Raw genomic sequence first — 18376 nt, 5'->3', positions numbered from 1 at the left:
GAAAAGATGGCCAGCAAGGAAAAATGGTCGGCCGAAGTCACGAAGCACAGCGATGCGCTGGCGCTTGAACCCCACATCTTCGAATCCGACGACCCGAGGAAGATCGCCCGATCATTGAAGCGATCGGCCGAGGAAAGTCATAAAAGAAAGGCCGAGCCCTTCCGGTCGGCCATGTCGATGCTGACGTTCTATATCAACCGGGCCGGCAAGAACCTGCCTGCCGGACGCAAGAAGGTGCTGGAGCAGGCAAAGGACGAGTTGCGGGAGCTTTTCGGGCGCGACGCGGCCTGATGCTCCCTCAGGCGCGCCGTAGCACGATCTCGATCACGTCGTCCAAGACAGGATGCAGCCCGTTCGCATAAAACGAGATCCGATTGCCTGAGCCGACATTGCTCGTCATTGCGATCGACAGGCCGGTTTCGCGGTCATGCTCCATGACGGTGACATAGCCAGGTATACTTCCCTGGTGGCCGAACATCAGTCGGCCGGAATATTCGGAAAGCAACAGTCCCGCCCCGGTCTCCCTGAGCCGGGTGCCGGGGTAGCTTACCGATGCGCGGCTCTCCGTCATCTCCCGCACCATCCCGGGAGACAACAGGCGACCCGAGAACAAGCCGGAGAGGAAAGCTACCATGTCAGCCGGCGTCGACACCATGTCGCCGCAGCCATAGGCCGCGGGGTAAGGAAAGAGGTCGGTCGAATCCTGGAGATCTTCCGAATAGGGCAGGATTCCCTCCATGCGCCACATTTCGGCCCCCGAGGCGAGATCGGCCGCACCGTCGCCGCCGCGAGGCGGCGGACGGTGATAATAGCCGCGCACCAACCTTTCCCCAGGAAAAGTCTCGGTCGCTGGCGACCAGGTGTCTGCGAGGCCGAGCGGGTCGAGTATCTGCCGGCGCACATATTCGCCGAGCGACAGGCCGGAGGCCGCCTCGATGAGCATTCCGGCAAGCACATAACCCGTATTGTTGTAGACGGCCGTTCCGCCCGACGGAGACTGCTTGTCGACCTTGAATGCCAGATCCACGAGTTCCCGCGGCTTCCATAAGCGGCCAGGCGTCATCGGAATATCGTATTCGAATTCGGGAAGCCCGCCGCGGTGGTTGACGAGCTGACGCACGGCGATCCCTTGACCTCCAGGAACATCCGGAAACCACTTGGCGACCGGATCATCGAGATCAGCCTTGCCTTCCTCCGCGAGCCGCATCAGGGCCGCCGCGACGAAGGTCTTGGTGCAGCTCCCGATCTTGAAGAGCCGGTCGCGGGTAAGAGGAATGCCGAGCTTCCTGTCGGCCTCACCTGCCGTGACAGTCACAGGAGCGTCGCTTCCGAAAGCGAAGGCCAGGGAAGCACCTACCGCGCCGTCCGCGCGGTAGACTTCGAGACGCCGAGAGAGTTCGTCGAACATTGTTGCTCCCTCGGCTATTCCGCGAGGTCGACGGCTGCGAAATTCTGCCGGCCGAAAGCATCGAGCACGTAATTGAGCACGTTCTTGCGCACCGGGATCGCAACGAGGGAATGGGCGATCGGCAAAAGCGGAACCTGCGTTTTCAGGATCGCTTGCGCCTCTCTATAGATTTCGGCCCGCTTTGCGGGATCGCTCGTCACACGCCCTTCCCCGAGAAGTTTCTCGAACGTCTCATCGCACCAGCGTGACCGGTTCGATCCTCCCTCCACGCCGTCGCAGCTCAGCATGTAACTCAACATGTTATCGGGATCGCCATTGTCGCTGCTGCCGCCGAGCAGATAGGCGTCGTGTTCGCCCTTGGCCGTCCTGCTCAGATACTCGCCCCATTCGAAGGTGACGATCTGCGATTGGACACCGACAGCTGCCCAATCCGCCTGGATCAGCTCCGCCATGCGTCGGGCGTTCGGATTGTACGGGCGCGACACCGGCATGGCCCAAAGATTGATCGAAAGCCCTGTCTCGAGACCGGCTTCCTTCAGCAGGGCTTTGGCGGCTTCCGGATCGTAGGAGATGCCGGCGTCCTTCTCCGCTCCCAACTGGGCCGGTGGGATGACGCTGCCGGCGACTGTCCCGGCTCCCTGATAGACGGAAGCGAGGATCGCCTCGCGATTGACCGCCTTGGCGAGAGCCATGCGCACCCGCGCATCCTTCAACTGATCGTGCTGGACGTTGAAGCCGAGCACGCCGATATTCTGGCCTTCGAGGGTCAGCACGCTCACATTGGGATCGGCTTTAAGCTCGGCGATGGCGCTCGGCGGCGGCGGAGCCGCTACGTGGCATTCACCCGCAAGGAGCCTCGTGACGCGCACGGTCGGCTCGGGCGTGATCGCGAAGACGAGCGTGTCGATCTTCGGAGCTCCGGCCCAATAATCCTTGTTGGCGACGTAACGTATCTGGCTGTCCAGCGCATAAGCCTGAAGCATGAAGGGCCCCGTCCCTACAGGCGCCTGATCGATGAGTTCCGGGGTACCGGCCTCGACCATCTTCTCGGTCTGCTCGAGCGACAGGATCGACAGATAGTCGAGCGCGATCCCGGAGAGGAAGGTGACGTTCGCCGCCTTCAAACTGAAGCGCACGGTGTAGTCGTCGACCTTCTCGATGCGATCGATCAGCGAGTTCAGCCCCAGAGCGTTGAAGTACTCGTAAGCACCGCCCGACAGCTTATGGTACGGACTCTCGGCATTGCGCTGTCGATCGAAGGTGTAGAGCACGTCATCGGCGTTGAAGTCACGCGTCGGTGTGAAATGCTGGTTGGAATGGAATTTCACGCCCCGGCGCAGGTGGAAGGTATAGACCTTGCCGTCCTCGGAAACGTCCCAGCTTTCGGCCAGCGCCGGCCCGACCTCGGTGGTACCGGGCTTGAACTCGACCAGGCGATTGAAAATGGTTTTGGCAGCCGCATCCATCGTCGAATCCGACGTGCCGATCATCGGATTGAATGTCTCGGGGCTGGCTTCCGAGCAATAGACCAGCGTCTTCGCGTAGGCCGATCCTGCCCAGAATATCGACGAGGCGACAAGCGCCGTTCGGAGAATGCTGCCTGTTTTCATCACAAGTCCTCCCTCATGCTGCGTGGTCTCGCATCCTCGAGACAATGGTTTGTAAAAACGAAAATTCGGACGACTCGAAGAAATCGAGCCCTTTGTTCACGGCTGATACTTGGAAGGCGCGAGGAAACGGTCGGGCGAAAGCATGCCCGCGGTAACGCCTAGATCGACCATGTCCTGGGGGATAGAGACCCCGCTCAGCAGCGCCGCCGAGAAGCGCGAGAGCGCGAGCGAAACCTGGAAGCCGTAACCACCCTGCCCGGCGAGCCAGAAGAAGCCCGGCAGACGCGGATCGAATCCGGCCACGGGAGAACGGTCCGGAGAAAAGGTGCGCAAACCGGCCCAAGGTGTAGAGGGTCGGCCGATCCGCAACGCCGTTGACTGTTCTATGCGGTCGACAGCGATGGCGACGTCCAGATCCTCCGGATAGGCGTCGCAGGGTGGCGAATCCGTCTCGTCGGCAAGCGACCCGATCAGCCGCCCGGCGTCCGGCTTGAAATAGAAGCTTTCACGCAGATCGACGACGAGTGGCCACGACCGTATGTCCATTCCCGCCGGCGCGTCGAAAAGGAATGCCGTGCGGCGCTTGGGCGACAAGCCTAGCGGCGACAGGCCTGCTCGCGCGGCGACCACATCCGCCCAGGCGCCGGACGCATTGACGACAATATCGGTTTCAAAGGTTCCGGCATTGGTTTCGACACGCAGCCCCCCTGCATGGCGCGAGATCTCGAGCACCTCCGCGCCCGTGACGATGCGGCCGCCGGCGGCCTTGGTGGCGGCGGCCGCTGCCTGAAGCATCTTGCCGGTGTCGATGTCCATCGCGTCCGGTTCGAAGACGCCGCCGCACGTAGTGACACGCGCGATCACCGGAACCAACTCCTCCACCTGCTCGGCTGTCAGGCGGCGAACGCTCGGGACAAGCTGCTGTTGCGCCGAAGCGAGCGCATCGATTCCGGTGTCATCCCCTGGCGCACCGAAGTGCAGAGCCCCGCGCTTGTGCTCGAAGAAACCGCCTTCGACAAAGGCCGGACGGCTCGCCACCGAAAGCGCACGCACCAACTCGTTGCCGTAGGTTTCCGAAAAGAGCGCCGCCGAGCGCCCGCTCGTATGGTAGCCGAGGTGCCCCTCTCGTTCCAGCAAGGTGACGGAGGCCGTCTCGCCAAGCGCCGCCGCGATCGAAAGCCCCGCGATGCCGCCACCCACGACGATGACCTTGAGGCCCCCGTTTCGCGCGGAACCAGATTGCTCGAAAACGCCGGCCATTCGCCCCTCCGTCACTATTGTCGGAATCCTACCAAGTGTTTTCCGATAAGAAAACTCCTTTTTCCGATACGAAAACATGGACGACGCAAAGTGCCGCGCGTAGATTTGCTCCATGGATATACGTGCACCCACAGCCGCCTCTTCCGCCGACCGCCGGACACGCATGGGGGAGAGACTGCGCCAGCTTCGGCTCGATCGCGGCATGACGCTCCAGCATGTCGCGGATCGGTCGGGCCTCGCCGTATCGACCGTATCGAAGGTCGAGCGCGGTTTGATGGCGCTGACCTATGACCGGTTCAGCGAACTGGCGACAGGTCTGGGCGTGGACATTGCCGAACTCTTTTCCGAAGACGGGGAGCGTTTCAAAGCTGGCGAGGTTGCCGTTGCCAAATCGGGCGAGCATCGTCTGCATGAGACCGACACCTACCTTTACGAGATGCTGTTCCCCGACGTCTGGGGAAAGTCGATGACGCCGATGGTCGGCAATCTGAAGCCGTTCGAGACGATGAATTTCGACCGCTTCATCAGCCATGCCGGGGAAGAGTTCGTTTTCGTGCTTTCCGGCCGCGTCACGGTCTATCTCCAGGACAAGGTGCCCTTCGTCATGGAATCCGGAGACAGCATGTATCTCGACTCGACGAGAGGTCATCTCTATGCGTCGTCCGGTGCTGAACCGGCGCGCATTCTCGTCGTGTGCACCAATGGCGCAGGGGCCGAAAACCGATTGCTTGGGGAGACCTGAACGACGCGCGATCATTCCGTTTCGCCGGCGGCTGGCGGCCCCCGCGAGGCGAAATAGGCGGCAAGCGCTTCGATGTCCCGATCGTCGAGACCTTTGGCCACGACTTCCATGAGGTGAGCGTATCGCGTGCCGCCGCGCCGCCCTTCCCGGAACAGCCGAAGCTGTGTTCCGATATAGGCGGAATCCAGCCCATCAAGACGCGGATAGGCCGGGTTGCGAGCGCTTTCGTGGCAGCTCAAACATGCTGGTATCCTGTCTGCCGCGCGCCCCTTCCGCGCAATGGCCTCCCCCCTCGCCGCCAGATCGGGTTGCGCCGTCTTCGCCGGCGCGGCGGGGGCTGGGAGATTGGCGAAATAGCGGGCCAACTCAGGCAAGTCTTCCGGCTCCACGCCCGTGACCGCAAGGGTCATGAACCCGCTGGCACGCTGGTGCTGCTGGTACGCGCCCAGACTCCCCAACAGGTAGGCTTCGTTCTGGCCAGCCAGGATCGGCGTCACCGGGCTGCGGCCTAGGCCGTCCCGGCCATGGCACCGGATGCAACTGTCGAGCGCCCGCTCGAACCGGGACGAAAGCGCGTCGTCCACGAGGCGCCCGCTTCCGTAAGCGAGTTCGCGATAGGCGACCGCATCCAACGACGGCAGTTCCCGAAGAAAAGCCACCATGGCCCAGACCTCATCGTCGCGGTCCAGCGTCGGCCATGCCGGCATGCCGGTGAAACGTATGCCATGTTTGACGATCCGGAAAAGCTGCGCGTCTGTCCATTCGCCGACACTGAAAGAGAGGTCCGGCGGCTGAGGCAGCATGCGCATCACGGCGGGCGAGCGCGGCTCGCCCGGTGCCCCATGGCAAATGGCGCAGCCGCGCGCGAAATGGCCGGCCGCCGGCTGGATCGCATGCCGCGGTAGTTCGGCAGGCACGTCAACGGCGAGTGCATAGGTGCGAACGGCCGAGCGCATGGCGAAATGCAGGAACCAATTGGTGATCTTCCAATGCCCGCTCGATGCCCCGACATTGAAGAAGCCGATCCAGGCAACGAGGATCGCCACGAAGGGCAGGACAGCGAGCACGAGCGCCACGTGTTTCCAGTTCACGCGTATCACCGCGATGCTCCTTTCGCGCCGGGAGCAACCGCCAGCAAGCGCCCTGCCAGCGCAAGGCCGCCAACAAGATAGGCCGCGGCGCCGACCATCAGCATGATGACGCCTCCCAATTGCTGATCGCCCTGTGCCGGCAACGTCGTGCCGAAGCAGGTGACCTCGGTCACGCCATAGAGAGGACGCGGCGCCAGGGCGAGCAGCACGCCAAGCAACGTCATATGCATCGAGGTAAACAGCAACGCGATCACGCCGGCTGCACCTCGCGACGAGGTGTCCGTTTCACCACGGCCGAGACAGGAAAGCCACAGCAGCAGTCCAGCCGACAGGAACATCGCCTGCTCCAGAACCGTAGCGGCGATCGAATTCTCTGCCATCGCCCGCATCGCGGGAGCATGCCAGGTCCAGACGACGACCAGTTCGAGAAGTGATACCGGGATAGGCGAAATCCACTGCCGCCGCGTTGTCGGATCCCAACGCGTCCCGGAAATTCCGATCGCCAGAAGTGGCGCGGCCAAGGCGACCACCCCCATATGGACGGACATGTGGGCGGCAAACGATTCCCGCCAGTCGTCTAGGAAGGGACCACCCCAGAAAACCGACAGCAGGACAACGCCGAATGTCGCGGCTATCGCTTTCATCGCGCGCACTCCGAAACGAACACGGCCGCCAGCCCCACATAGACCACGGCGATGAAACTGAGCCCGCAGAGAAGCAACGTCGCGAACCCCTGAAAGCGCCTGCGGTCGTGCCGGTTTGGCTCGTCGTGCGGAGGGTCGTGCATTCCAAAACCCCATTGCCGCCAGGCGAGCCATGCCGAAAAAAGGATAAGCGCCAGCGCGACAAAAGTGGCAGCGCCGACGCCCAATCGAACCGCCGGGAAGTCGACAGCCACGAGATCGCGCTTTGCGCAGTAGACGGCGACGCCGATATAGCAGACGAGAAAATGGACCGCCCACACGGCTGGGGCGGTGAAGAGCGTCCAGAGCGACTCGACTTCCCTTGGGACAATCCGCATCGTCACCTCACTGCGCCAAGGGGAAAAAGCCGATAACGGCGAAAGTCGTAACGGCTGTGATCAGCAGGAAATGCCAGTAAAGGACGACATTGTGCAGATCCGTGTCATGCTCCTTGGTCAGCCTGCCCGCCAAGCTTCTTGCCATGCAGTAGAGCTGCATGACAGCGCCCAGGGCGGCGTGAGCGAGAACCCAGATCACCAGAATCCAGACGATAGCGGGGTAGATATGCGCAGTTGGATCCATGTCGTGCGACCAGGGCCCCCAAAAGCCGGCAAGCGATCCCGCACAGGTCAGGACGAATGAGGCGAGCAGGCAAATCCGCATGACGTTCGTCGCGCCGCGACTGTTGCAGAACCGAGCCGCAATCATGAGGCTCCAGGAAACCGCGAACAGCAAAAGCGCGCCAAGTGGCCAGAACACGCCCGGCCCATCGAGACCTCTGGTGAAATCCGAGTGGATCGTCCAGTAGAAGAAATAACCGAACACCAGGCTGGCAAAGGCCGTTCCGTCGCCTACCATCGTGATGAACATCGCCCACCAGCCCACGGATGCGGGCCCAGACGAATAGAGCGGCAATGTCAGCCCAAGTCCGACATGCTTTTCCGGCTTTTCGGGAATCTCGGCCGTTCCGGTCCAGAGCCAGTAAAGGATGGCGCCGAACGCTAAGACGCCGCAGGCCAGCGCCGGCATCCACCAGTGGAAGGTGAGCGCGACGAAGACGGCGCCGAGGGAAAACGCGCTGACGATCGTGACATAGGAGGTGCCTCCCACCCGCTGCACCTGGATCGGCCGCGCGTCTAGGACGGAAGTGACCAGCCCTTCCCTTCTCCCCTCCTCTGCGTCCGGCAGAAAAAAGCGGCCCTCATTGACGTCCCGGGCCAGTGTCTCCTGGTCCCAAAGCGGATACCGGCTCTCGATCACGGGAATGGATCGCACGCCCCAATTCTCTTCCGGCTCCGTGATCCATTCCAGCGTGCCGGCATTCCACGGGTTCACTTCGCCCCGTTGCTGTCGATGTTTCGGTCGCAGCACGTCGGCAACGACGACCAGCACGCCAGCGGCGAAGATGAAGGCGCCGATTGTCGACATGAGATTGAGCCAATCCCAGCCGAGATCCTCCGGATAAGTGAAGACGCGGCGCGGCATGCCGCGCAGGCCCGTGAGGTGCATCGGAAGAAAGGCGATGTTGAAGCCGACGAACATCAGCCAGAAGGCGATACGACCGAGCCGGTCCGACAGGTTTCGGGCATCGATCAGCGGATAATAATAGTAGATGCCGGCGATCACCGGAAACAGCATCCCGCCGATAAGCACGTAATGGAGATGGGCGACGACGAAATAGGTATCGTGCGCCTGCCAGTCGAACGGCACCAGAGCGACCATCACGCCGGTGAGCCCACCGATAACGAAGATGGCGATGCCGCCCGCCCCGAACAGCATCGGCACGGAGAAGATCACCCTGCCGGCCAGCATGGTGGCGATGAACACGAAGATCTGGACGCCCGTCGGAATGGCGACGGCTTCCGACGCGGCTGAGAAGAAGGCGAGCGAGATCTGCGGCAGGCCTGTGGTGAACATGTGGTGCACCCACAGGCCGAAGGAAAGGAAACCCGTACCCACCGCAGCGAGCACGATCCACGAGTAGCCGACGATCGGACGTTGCGCGAAGGTAGGCACGATCATCGCCATGAGAGCGATGGACGGCAGGAAAATGATGTAGACCTCGGGATGACCGAATATCCAGAAAAGGTGCTGCCATAGAAGCGGGTCGCCGCCGCGCGTGGCGTCGAAGAACGGCCAGTCGAACATGCGTTCCATTTCGAACAGGATGTCGCCGGCGATCAAAGGCGGGAACGCAAAGAGGATCATTCCTGCCACGATCAAGAGGTACCAGGCAAAAAGTGGCATGAGATTGATGCGCATGCCGGGAGCCCGGCATTTCATGATGCCCACGATCAGTTCGACGGCGGCCGCAATGGATGCGATTTCGATGAATGAAAGCCCGAGCAGCCAGATATCGGCACCCACTCCCTCTTCGCCGGTCGCCAGGGGCGGATACATGAACCAGCCGGACGACGGTGCCGCGTCGAAGAAGATCGAACCGCACACGAAGATGCCGCCCAGGAGGAAACTCCAGAAGCCGAAAGCTCCCAGTCGCGGAAACGGCAGCTCCCGCGCACCGAGCATCGGCGGCAAGAGAAAGATCGCCACCGCCTCGAAGATCGGCACCGCGAACAGGAACATCATCACCGTGCCATGCAGGGTGAAGACCTGGTTGTAGGCGTTCGCCGACAGGAAGCCGTTGTCCGGGACCGCGAGCTGCAGGCGCATCAGCAGGCCCAACACGCCGGCGAAAAGCATGAAACCGAATGCCGCCGAGGCGTACCAAAGTCCGACCTGATAATTGTTGACCGACGTCCAGTAGCGCCAGCCTGCCGGATTTTCCCAAACCGCCCGCAGCCGTTCTTCCTGGGCCCGCCGTTCGGCCAATGAAAGGGGATCCGCAGCCGCCGTCATCGCAGGCCCTTCAAATAGGCAGCGATTGCCTCGATATCTTCGGGCGGCAACATGTTGAAGGCAGGCATCTTCGCACCGGGCTTGATTGCGCCGGGGTCGGCGATGAAACGCGCGATCGTTTCCTCGGTGTTCGGCAAGATGCCCGCGCCGAGAGTTGTGCGAGAGCCGAGATGAGAGAGGTCCGGCCCGATGGTCCCCTGGGCTGCGGAACCGGCCACGCGATGGCAGGCACCGCAGCCGTTCCGAATGAACAGGCGTTCACCGTCTCTCCCTATCCCTGCCGAGGGGCGCGCTTTAGCGTCCAGCCACTGCCGAAAAGCGGCGGGCTCCATGGCGATCGCAGAGAAAGCCATGAACGTATGGGACTCCCCGCAATATTCGGCGCACGGTCCTCGGAAGTCGCCCTGCTTGGTGGCTAGAAGAGATAGCCGGTTCGTCCGGCCGGGAATCATGTCGACCTTTCCCGCAAGCGCGGGGATCCAGAACGAGTGGATGACGTCGTCGCTCTTCAGGAGCAGTTCCACGCGCTCGCCGACGGGAAGGCGGATCTCATTGGCCGAGACGATCGGTGAACCATCGGGTGTGCGGTAGACGACGTTCCACCAGAACTGCCTGCCGGTCACCTCGATGCGAAGACCGTCGGCGGTCGCCGCCTGTGCCGCAGGGCGCAGTGAGGGCATTTGCCATAGGCCGAAGGCGAGCAGCAGAAAAAGTGTCGCGGCGGGAAATATCCCGCCGGCCCACAGGATCAGCCTGCTCGATGCTGCTTCGCCGAAACGTCTGCGGTTCTGTCGGATCGCATAGAGAAGAAGGACGATGACGCACAGCCATATCGCCATTCCGCCAACAAGCATCGCTTGGAAAATGCCCAGTATCTGCCGGGCCTCTTCGCCCGCCGGGTCAAGTGCCGATTGCACGCCGGAGCAGCCGGTTGGCGCCAGACAGGAAAGCATGACGCACTGTCGTGCGAACCGTGCCTTTGCCCTTAAGCTTGGAGATGATGGTCGTGGCGGCACTGCGATGCCGGTTCCCTCCTTCGACTTCGTCCGCAAGCAAACGCGGAGGCTTCGATCATGAACCGGAAAAGCGCTCCAAAAGTTCCCCCACTGCCTCTCGTTACGTCCCGGTCTCGGAATGGGATGCCTCGACCCGCTTCGATTCCGGTGAGCCGCGGAAACGGAGGAAGATGGAGAGGACGACGAGCACGGCTGTCGACAGGAACTCCGATTGCCAATTCTGAAACGACTCGAACCAGAAGCCAGTGTCCCACAGATACGAAGCCAATCCCTGGGTTTCCCCGCCGTGCAGAGAGGCCTGCTCGTTGGCGGCTCTCAGGCTGGCAAGGAGATGCAGGGCAAAGGAGGCGACGAACAGCAGTGCAAGCACGATGCCAAGCGAATAGGCGTAGATGAAGCGGGCGATCGCCCTGCCCGGCGACCGCTTCAAGGACGGAAGAGGCAAAACCTCGTTTTCCTCATCGGGATCACGCGATTCCGCGGAGCCGCGCTGGAAGAGAAAGGCCGTGAGCATGACGTAGGCGGCCATCTGCAGGAACTCGCTCTCCCAATTCTCGAAGACGGCCGACAGGAACTCGCCGCGTCCGAGATAGGCCAGCAGGCCGATCTCGGAGCTGCCATGTCGCGACAGTTCCTGGTTGTGGGCGTCCCAGCCCGTCAGGGCCATCGCCCCGATGCTGAAGGCGAAGGCGGCAGTCAGGACAATGGTCAGGCCGTTGTCCCGCAGCCATCGCATGAGACGTGACGCAGGCTTCGACCTCGTATTGGCTTGCGGGGTACCGACCGTCATTACTCACGCCACGGTCTGCCGTCCGCAGAAACCGCCTCGATCCCGGCCAGCTTGTCGTCGAACGCGCCATAACCAGCGATCTCCTTCGCGGGTGGGTCGGGTGTCTCGTAGGCCCACATGAAATCCTCCGCGGCCTCTCCGACCGCACTCACGCGCCAATAACTCGCGGTGCCCTTCAGGGGGCAGTGGCTCGACGTGTTCGTCTTCTGCAAAAACTCGAAATAGATGTCCTCGAATGGAATGTAGAAGACAGGTTTGTATCCATCCTCGCGCAACAGCTTGGCCTTCTTGGTCGAGGCGACGATGGCGTCCGAAAAAGTGACTGTCACCGTTCCTTCGAATGGCTCGATCGACATCTCCCGGCGGGAATCCCTCAGAGGCTCGTGCATGTCGAAATCTCCCATTTGAAGCGGATCCAACTTTGAACGTGCACACGCTCGTTCGGTTCCTCACAGACCATGAGAGGCGATCCTTCCCACTGGCCTGGCTCGCTGGAACCAGAACGTTCCTCGCGCGTTCTGTACGTTGCTTTTTTGCGTTCTCCAGGGATGGGGACTGTCACATGGAGGGGGTGGCGTCCATGGCTTCCGAGCAAACCGCCGAGGTTGCACCACCTGCTGCGAGGGTGGTGCCATGAACATCGAGCCCGTGCGCGACCAGCTAGCCCGGCGCCAGATCCTGAACGCACTGCGGGCCTTCAGGCGCGGCGACTTCTCTGTTCGCATCACCAACGGCTATGAGGGCATCGACTCGGAGATCGCCGACACCTTCAACGAAATCGTCGAGATCAACGACCAGCTCGCGCGAGAGTTCGAGCGGCTGAGCCGCGTCGTCGGCAAGGACGGGAGGATCGGCGAGCGTGGCCGCGTGCGCAATGCCACTGGCCGCTGGGAATCCTCTGTTCGCTCCGTCAATGATCTCATCGAGGACATGGTTCAGCCTACGGCGGAGGTCGCGCGCGTCATCGGCGCCGTGGCGAAAGGCGACCTTTCCCAGACGATGATGGTCGAGATCGACGGCCGGCCGCTGCGCGGTGAGTTCCTGCGCATCGGCAAGGTGGTCAACACAATGGTCGGCCAGCTCGCCTCTTTCGCCTCCGAAGTGACACGCGTCGCGCGCGAGGTCGGAACCGAGGGAAAACTTGGCGGGCAGGCGCGCGTCAGGGGTGTCGCCGGCACCTGGAAAGACCTGACAGACAACGTCAACCTCATGGCCGAGAACCTAACCGGCCAGGTGCGAAACATCGCCGAAGTCACGACTGCAGTGGCGTCCGGTGATCTGTCGAAGAAGATCACCGTCGACGTCAAAGGCGAGATCCTGGAACTGAAGAACACCATCAATACGATGGTCGATCAGCTCAATTCATTCGCCTCCGAAGTGACACGTGTCGCGCGCGAGGTTGGGACCGAAGGAAAGCTCGGCGGTCAGGCGCGGGTCAAAGGTGTCGCTGGAACCTGGAAGGACCTGACCGACAACGTCAACCTCATGGCCGAGAACCTCACCGGCCAGGTGCGAAACATCGCCGAAGTCACGACCGCAGTGGCTTCCGGTGATCTGTCGAAGAAGATCACCGTCGACGTCAAAGGCGAGATCCTGGAACTGAAGAACACCATCAATACGATGGTCGATCAGCTCAATTCCTTCGCGTCCGAGGTGACACGCGTCGCGCGCGAGGTCGGAACCGAAGGAAAACTCGGCGGCCAGGCGAGAGTCGAGGGCGCCGGAGGCACCTGGAAGAACCTGACCGACAACGTCAATCTCATGGCCGAGAACCTTACGGCCCAGGTACGCAACATCGCGGAGGTCACGACTGCGGTCGCTTCAGGCAATCTATCGAAGAAGATCACCGTCGCGGTCCAGGGTGAAATCCTGGAACTGAAGGACACCATCAACACGATGGTCGATCGACTGAACTCCTTCGCGTCCGAGGTGACGCGCGTGGCGCGCGAAGTCGGAACCGAGGGCAAGCTCGGCGGTCAGGCGCAGGTGCGAGGTGTCGCCGGCACCTGGAAGGACTTGACGGACAATGTGAACCTGATGGCTGCGAATCTGACGGGCCAGGTTCGCAACATCGCCGAAGTCACCACCGCCGTTGCCCGTGGCGACCTTTCGAAAAAGATCACCGTCGATGTCAAAGGGGAGATCCTGGAGCTGAAGGACACCGTCAACACGATGGTCGATCAGCTCAACTCTTTTGCATCGGAAGTCACCCGCGTTGCCCGCGAGGTCGGATCCGAGGGCAAGCTCGGCGGACAGGCGCATGTGGAAGGCGTGGCCGGCACTTGGAAGGATCTTACCGACAATGTCAACTTCATGGCGACCAACCTCACCAATCAGGTCCGGGGCATCGCCGAGGTCACCACGGCCGTCGCTTCCGGCGATCTGTCGAAGAAGATCACGGTAGACGTCCGTGGCGAAATCCTGGAGCTGAAGGACACCATCAATACGATGGTCGACCGGTTGAATTCCTTCGCCTCCGAGGTGACGCGCGTCGCACGCGAGGTCGGAACCGAGGGAAAGCTCGGGGGGCAGGCCCAGGTTCGGGGCGTTGCCGGCACCTGGAAGGACCTGACGGACAATGTCAATCTCATGGCCGATAACCTGACCGGCCAAGTGCGGAATATTGCTGAAGTCACGACGGCGGTGGCGCGGGGCGACCTGTCCAAGAAGATTACCGTCGACGTGAAGGGTGAGATCCTGGAACTGAAATCGACCATCAACACCATGGTCGACCAGTTGAATTCCTTTGCAGGCGAAGTCACTCGCGTGGCGCGTGAGGTAGGCACCGAAGGCAAGCTCGGCGGACAGGCACGTGTGGGGGGCGTTGCGGGAACATGGAAGGACCTGACCGACAATGTCAATCTCATGGCCACCAATCTCACCAACCAGGTGCGGGGTATCGCCGAGGTGGTCACGGCGGTTGCCCAAGGCAATCTCAGGCGCAAACTGACGGTCGATGCGAAGGGTGAAATCGCCTCGCTCGCCGATACCATCAACGGCATGATCGACACGCTCGCCATTTTCGCGGATCAGGTGACGAACGTAGCGCGCGAAGTGGGTATCGAGGGCAAGCTCGGCGGGCAGGCGCGCGTACCCGGCGCCGCCGGCCTGTGGCGTGACCTCACCGATAACGTGAACCAGCTCGCTGCCAACCTGACGACGCAAGTGCGCGCAATCGCCGAGGTGTCCACCGCCGTGACGAAGGGCGATCTGACGCGCTCGATCAGCGTGGAGGCTTCGGGCGAGGTTGCGGCTCTCAAGGACAACATCAACGAGATGATCCGCAACCTCAAGGATCAGACCCTCAAGAATGCCGAGCAGGACTGGTTGAAGACGAACCTTGCTCGTTTTTCCCGCATGTTGCAGGGCGAGCGCGACTTGACCACGGTATCGCGCCTCATCATGTCGGAGCTGGCTCCGCTCGTTAACGCGCAATACGGCGTCTTCTACGTTGCCAACCGCTTTGAGAGCGAGACCTATCTCGAACTGGCCGCGTCCTACGGGGCGGAAAGCAAGAAATCGATCCGGCAAAGGCTCGATCTGCATGAAGGCCTGGTCGGCCAATGCGCCGCCGACAAGCGGATGATCTTGCTCGACAACGTGCCGTCCGACTTCCTGCGCATCACGTCCGGACTAGGCGACGCGACACCAGCCAATATCATCATCCTGCCTGCGCTCTTCGAGGACGAGGTAAAGGCCGTCATAGAGTTGGCATCCTTCCGCGAATTCAACGACACTCATCAGTCCTTCCTGATCCAACTCATGGAATCGGTCGGCATCGTGCTCAATACCATCGCCGCAACGATGCGGACCGAGGGGCTGCTGACCCAGTCGCAATTGCTTACGGCCGAACTCCAGGCGCGACAAAGCGAACTGACGAAGAAGCAGGAGGAATTGCACGCCACCAACGACGAACTGCAGGAGAAGGCGCAGCTCCTCGAAAACGAGAAAAAGCAGGTCGAGAACAAGAACCTGGAGATCGAAATGGCGCGGCGCGCACTCGAGGAAAAGGCTGAGCAACTTGCCCTGACCTCGAAATACAAATCGGAATTCCTCGCCAATATGAGCCATGAATTGCGCACGCCGCTCAATTCCTTGCTTATCCTGTCAAATCTGCTCGCCAACAATCAGCAGGGCAATCTCAATGAAAAACAGGTGGAATTCGCCAGGACCATCAATTCGGCCGGCACCGACTTGCTCGGGCTGATCAATGACATACTGGATTTGTCGAAAATCGAATCCGGCACCGTTTCGGTCGACATCAATGACGTGCCCCTGGCCCACCTGCGGCAGCATATGGAGCGAACCTTTCGCCAACTCGCCACTGACAAGGGGCTCGGCTTCACCGTCGAGGTCGATCCCGCGCTCCCCGAGACGATACGTACCGACGAGAAGCGGCTGCAGCAGATCGTCCTGAACCTCCTCGCCAATGCGTTCAAATTCACTTCTGAAGGAGATGTCGTTCTGAGTTTCAGCGTACGGAAAAGCGGCCGTTCCGGTAATGGCTCCGCAGCCCCGAAGAGGGCGCTGGCAATCGCCGTCACCGATACCGGAATCGGTATTCCGGAAGATAAGCAGAAGCTGATCTTCGAAGCGTTCCAGCAAGCGGACGGAACGACCAGCCGCAAATACGGAGGTACGGGCCTGGGGCTCTCGATCAGCCGGGAGATCGCCCGTCTGCTTGGCGGCGAGCTGCAGGTGGAAAGCGCTCCAGGAAAAGGGTCGACTTTCACCCTGATCATTCCATTCGACGGACCAGCCAAGACGGCTGCTTCGCAGATTTCACCGGCAGCGACGGTCGACGTACGCGTTCCAGCCGAGGTTGCCCCACAGCCCGAGTTCGTCGATGACCGCGATGCGATCGATTCGGGCGATCGCGTGGTGCTGATCGTGGAAGACGATGCGACATTCGGCGGTCTGCTGCTCGGACTGGCGCGCGCCGCAGGGCTGAAAGGGGTGTTGTCCACCGCCGGCGCCGGCACGCTCGCCTTGGCGCGCAAACTCATGCCGGACGCGATCACCCTCGATCTCGGGCTGGCGGACATCGATGGGCGGGTGCTTTTCGATCTCCTCCGCCACGATACCAAGACCAGGGACATTCCTATCCATGTCATTTCAGGCGCGGAAGACAGCGCCTTGCTCGCCGGAAAAGGTGCTTCGAGCGTAGCCACCAAACCGGTCTCGCCGGAGGATCTCGGCCGTATTTTCGAAGAAATTCACCAGAGCAAGCTTCGCGTTCAGCGCAACGTACTCGTGGCGGATCCGGATCCAGACCGACGCCTCGCCCTCGTCGATGCGATCCGCGATGGGATCACGGCCGTAACAGCGCTTGCGCATGTCGCCGCTAATTCCGATGATACGGAATTCCCTGCCTACGACGCTGTCATATTGGGCTTTGGTCGCTCCGCCAGGGAAAATGCCCAAACACTGGACGATATACTGGCACATCTCGCGAGCAACACCGAAGGGCTCGTATTCTTCGCTCCGTACCCCGATGCACTGGAGCAGGCACTTGCCTTGAACCCCTCCCTGCTCGGGGTCCCTAGAGCGGAGAATTTCTCCCAGCTCTCGGTTCTGATTTCGGCTGTGCTGCCAGGCAATGGTGGTGAAGCCAGAAAGGAGCGCGGAAGCGACAACGCCGAGCTCGCGGGCGCCAAGGTGCTGATCATCGATGACGACATTCGCAACATCTATTCGCTGACGAGCGTGCTCGAGACCTACGGCATAACCGTGTTGCATGCCGAGCGCGGGGCAGAAGGTATTTCGCTTCTGGAGCAGACGCCCGACATCGATGTGGCCTTGATCGACATCATGATGCCCGAAATGGACGGGTACGAGACGATGCAGGAAATCCGCTCCAGACCAACCATGGCGGAGATACCTCTTATCTCGGTGACGGCCAAGGCCATGAAGGGCGACCGGCAGAAATGTCTGGAGGCTGGAGCCTCCGACTACATCGCCAAGCCTGTCGACATCGATCTGCTGCTCGCTTTGCTCCGCGTCTGGGTCGGGCGATCTCGGTCTCGTGACACCTACTCGTCTGAAACCATCCCCGCCTGATCCGCACCGATGCAGAGACAATCGAGAGCCAGACCAGAAAAGCCCGGGTTGTCCAGCCTACCCGATCTCGTTCTCTCGGCAGGCCGAAGCCGAGTTCTTGCCGTGGACGACGACCAGCGGAATCTGACGGCGATCGGCGAAGTGCTCTCTCCCATAGCGGAAGTCGTCTGCGCGCAGTCGGGAGAAGAAGCACTTCGGTTTCTCTTGAAGGAGGAATTCGCCGTCATACTGCTGGACGTGTTGATGCCAGGCCTCGACGGCTACGAAACGGCCGCGCTCATTCGTCAACGCGAACAATCGAAGCGTACGCCCATCATATTTCTGACGGCGATCAACAAGGAGCAGGCGCATATGCTGCGCGGCTACGACGCGGGCGCCGTCGATTTCGTTTTCAAGCCCTTCGATCCGGCGATGTTGCGCTCCAAGGTCGCGGTCTTCATCGAACTTTTCGAAAAGACGCGGGAGATCCAGCGGAAGGCCGCGCGGGAGCAGCATCTTCTGGAAGAAACGTTGCAGGCGCAGGTCGAAAAGCTGGAAGCGGAGCGAGCCCTTCGCAAATCCGAGCAGCGACAGGCGCTGATCCTCGGAATGCTGCCACTGGCACTGTTCGTCGAGGGCATCGGGGAAGCATCCCGTGCGCCACGTTTCATCGGGGGCGACATCGAGAAGCTGACCGGCTTTCCAAATGAAACCTTCACCGAAGACCTGGGTTTTTGGGCCTCCCGCTTGCATCCCGACGATCCCCACGCACTCGCGCCGCCAAACCATCGGATAGTTGGTACGAGGGAATATCGGTGGCGGCATGCCGACGGTGCTTATCGCCATTTCCTGGAACAGGTTATTCCACTCGAGGGTGAAGG

General features: G+C 61.4%; 13 protein-coding genes and 1 pseudogene. 4 read left to right on the top strand and 10 right to left on the bottom strand.

The window, feature by feature from the left end:
* Window positions 1-6 precede the first annotated feature (6 nt).
* The gene (locus ACCO56_RS08220; protein WP_433639439.1) at window positions 7-291 is read left to right on the top strand and encodes a DUF3175 domain-containing protein; all 285 of its coding nucleotides are present in this window, start codon (window positions 7-9) and stop codon (window positions 289-291) included.
* Window positions 292-298: 7 nt separating this feature from the next.
* On the opposite strand, the gene ACCO56_RS08215 is transcribed toward ACCO56_RS08220, so the two are convergent.
* The 3 genes from ACCO56_RS08215 to ACCO56_RS08205 form a co-directional block, all read right to left on the bottom strand.
* Window positions 299-1408, bottom strand: coding sequence for a serine hydrolase domain-containing protein (locus ACCO56_RS08215; protein ID WP_433639436.1), 1110 nt, complete (start codon window positions 1406-1408; stop codon window positions 299-301).
* A 14-nt stretch (window positions 1409-1422) separates the two neighbouring features.
* The gene (locus tag ACCO56_RS08210; RefSeq protein ID WP_433639433.1) at window positions 1423-3018 is read right to left on the bottom strand and encodes an ABC transporter substrate-binding protein; all 1596 of its coding nucleotides are present in this window, start codon (window positions 3016-3018) and stop codon (window positions 1423-1425) included.
* Window positions 3019-3114: 96 nt separating this feature from the next.
* Entirely contained in the window at window positions 3115-4278 is a 1164-nt protein-coding gene (locus ACCO56_RS08205; RefSeq protein WP_433639431.1) for an NAD(P)/FAD-dependent oxidoreductase, read from the bottom strand.
* A gap of 112 nt (window positions 4279-4390) precedes the next feature.
* Here ACCO56_RS08205 and ACCO56_RS08200 point away from each other — a divergent pair, with 112 nt between their 5' ends.
* Complete coding sequence (locus tag ACCO56_RS08200; protein ID WP_433639428.1) at window positions 4391-5020, top strand: helix-turn-helix domain-containing protein; 630 nt, start codon at window positions 4391-4393, stop codon at window positions 5018-5020.
* 11 nt (window positions 5021-5031) lie between these two features.
* Here the strand turns inward: ACCO56_RS08200 and ACCO56_RS08195 are convergent, their stop codons facing one another.
* From ACCO56_RS08195 to ACCO56_RS08165, 7 genes are all read right to left on the bottom strand, one after another.
* A complete protein-coding gene (locus ACCO56_RS08195; RefSeq protein ID WP_433639425.1) occupies window positions 5032-6111 on the bottom strand; it encodes a c-type cytochrome in 1080 nt (359 codons plus the stop codon).
* Window positions 6112-6116: 5 nt separating this feature from the next.
* Window positions 6117-6755 carry a cytochrome c oxidase assembly protein gene (locus tag ACCO56_RS08190; protein WP_433639422.1) on the bottom strand — a complete coding sequence of 213 codons (639 nt, stop codon included), beginning with the start codon at window positions 6753-6755 and terminating at the stop codon, window positions 6117-6119.
* The gene (locus tag ACCO56_RS08185) at window positions 6752-7132 is read right to left on the bottom strand and encodes a hypothetical protein (protein ID WP_433639420.1); all 381 of its coding nucleotides are present in this window, start codon (window positions 7130-7132) and stop codon (window positions 6752-6754) included. Before ACCO56_RS08185 ends, ACCO56_RS08190 begins: the two co-directional genes overlap by 4 nt.
* Before the next feature lie 7 nt (window positions 7133-7139).
* Complete coding sequence (gene ctaD, locus ACCO56_RS08180) at window positions 7140-9650, bottom strand: cytochrome c oxidase subunit I (protein ID WP_433639418.1); 2511 nt, start codon at window positions 9648-9650, stop codon at window positions 7140-7142.
* Window positions 9647-10603, bottom strand: a complete 957-nt coding sequence (locus ACCO56_RS08175; RefSeq protein WP_433639416.1) for a cytochrome c oxidase subunit II — start codon at window positions 10601-10603, stop codon at window positions 9647-9649. The genes ctaD and ACCO56_RS08175 overlap by 4 nt, the downstream gene beginning before the upstream one ends.
* A 163-nt stretch (window positions 10604-10766) precedes the next feature.
* A complete protein-coding gene (locus ACCO56_RS08170; protein ID WP_433639838.1) occupies window positions 10767-11402 on the bottom strand; it encodes a DUF6766 family protein in 636 nt (211 codons plus the stop codon).
* Window positions 11403-11455: 53 nt separating this feature from the next.
* Window positions 11456-11845: a DUF427 domain-containing protein gene (locus tag ACCO56_RS08165; protein WP_433639413.1), complete on the bottom strand. Its 390-nt coding sequence runs from the start codon at window positions 11843-11845 to the stop codon at window positions 11456-11458.
* Between the two features lie 244 nt (window positions 11846-12089).
* On the opposite strand from ACCO56_RS08165, the gene ACCO56_RS08160 reads away from it, so the two are divergent.
* Both ACCO56_RS08160 and ACCO56_RS08155 read left to right on the top strand, forming a co-directional pair.
* Window positions 12090-17516 (top strand): HAMP domain-containing protein, encoded by a 5427-nt coding sequence (locus ACCO56_RS08160; protein ID WP_433639410.1) that lies wholly within the window; start codon window positions 12090-12092, stop codon window positions 17514-17516.
* A 9-nt stretch (window positions 17517-17525) separates the two neighbouring features.
* A pseudogene (locus ACCO56_RS08155) lies at window positions 17526-18305 on the top strand (response regulator); the annotation flags it as partial.
* Window positions 18306-18376 lie beyond the last annotated feature (71 nt).

This window comes from Mesorhizobium sp. 1B3 (genome assembly GCF_050958605.1).
Classification (GTDB): domain Bacteria; phylum Pseudomonadota; class Alphaproteobacteria; order Rhizobiales; family Rhizobiaceae.
Note: the sequence above shows the minus strand (reverse complement) of the source record. Positions and strands in the feature narration are given on the sequence as shown.